This window comes from Pseudoalteromonas sp. SR44-5, from assembly GCF_014163675.1.
Classification (GTDB): Bacteria; Pseudomonadota; Gammaproteobacteria; order Enterobacterales; family Alteromonadaceae; genus Pseudoalteromonas; species Pseudoalteromonas rhizosphaerae.
In genome coordinates, this window is the sequence record NZ_JACJDT010000117.1 from 1 (window position 1) to 1,398 (window position 1,398).

1 protein-coding gene is annotated in these 1,398 nt (G+C 40.5%); it reads left to right on the top strand.

The features are described from left to right. Positions 1 to 209 precede the first annotated feature (209 nt). Positions 210 to 1,369, top strand: a protein-coding gene (locus tag H5154_RS22705; protein ID WP_182719725.1) for an IS3 family transposase whose coding sequence is annotated in 2 segments (ribosomal slippage) — positions 210 to 483 and positions 483 to 1,369 — 1,161 coding nt in all. Because the reading frame shifts where the segments join, the coding sequence is not laid out codon by codon here. Positions 1,370 to 1,398: the final 29 nt, after the last annotated feature.

The following is a 1,398-nucleotide window of genomic DNA, read 5'->3' on the forward strand; positions in this document are numbered from 1 at the left end:
GTAGGCGAGTGGCTTGCCACCGCGTTTTAAATGTGGCTCGGAGTTTGTGCGTCAGCAAGCTTAACGCCTACGGGTGTTAAAGTTTATCTCGGTGTTAAATCACTTGTAGGCGAGTGACTTGCCACCGCGTTTTAAATGTGGCTTGTAATGGTCTAATGAAACTGGACAGGTTTATAGCGTAAAATGAGCTAAACCCAAAAGGTATCACTATGACCAGAAAATCAAAAGTAACACTCAGTGCACAACAAAAACTTGAATATGCCAAATTAATGGTAGAAGAAGGTTATACCAATAAGCAAATTGAAGAGATGTCTGGCGCAGGAAAGTCAGCAGTATCACGTTGGAAGCAACAATATCTATCTGAGCTAGATGGTAAGAGCCCGGGAAATGTACAAGCACTCACACCAGAACAGCAACGTATTCAATTGCTAGAGAAGCAGCTACAGCGCGCTTTAAGGGATAATGATATATTAAAAAAAGCCACCGCTTTCTTCATTCGCGACAATCAAAATTTAAAGTAATTAAAGCATTGAAGAAAGCGACCCCAAGCTATACGGTATCTGAGTTGTGTCGTGCTTTAGAAGTCAGTACAAGTAGTTATTACTATGCGCCCGTCGCGCCAAATAAGTCAGAGCAGGCACTGCTGGCGTTAATTAAATCTATCGCTGACGATTCTGGTTATACGTATGGTAGACGCAGAGTGAACGTTGAACTGAATGCGTTAAATCATACGATTGGAATATATAAAACAGCGGCACTGATGAAAAAGTTGAATATAAAAGCCATCAGGCCGAAGAAAAAACATTACTACCCTAACTCAGGTGATGAACATAAGTACGCACAGAACCTCTTAAAACGAGAGTTTAACCCTGATTCACATAACACGCATTGGGTCGGTGATATTACCTATATCAGGAACCGTCAAGGGTGGAGCTACTTGGCCTGTGTGTTAGACTTATCAACGAGGGAAGTTGTAGGGTATGCCTTATCAACAAGCCCAAATGCTGAATTGGCTATAGCAGCATTGAATAATGCTATTAAGCGTCAACAGCCGGTTCTTAATCAACTGATGTTTCATTCCGATCAGGGGTGTCAGTATTCTGCGGCCTCGTTTAGAGCTCGGTTATCACAACTAACTATAACGCAAAGTATGAGTCGTCGAGGTAATTGTTGGGATAATGCAGTAATGGAGCGATTTTTTAGAAGTTTAAAAACAGAGCGACTGAATCGCCTGTCATTTATAAATCATCATTCAGTTATAAGTGAGGTGGACAATTATATTCAGTTTTACAATTACAAACGTAGGCATTCTACGCTTAATTATATGACGCCACATCAGAAATATAATGAATTAAAAAATGCCGCTTAGAATCTCTACAGAATTTGTTGACCATTACA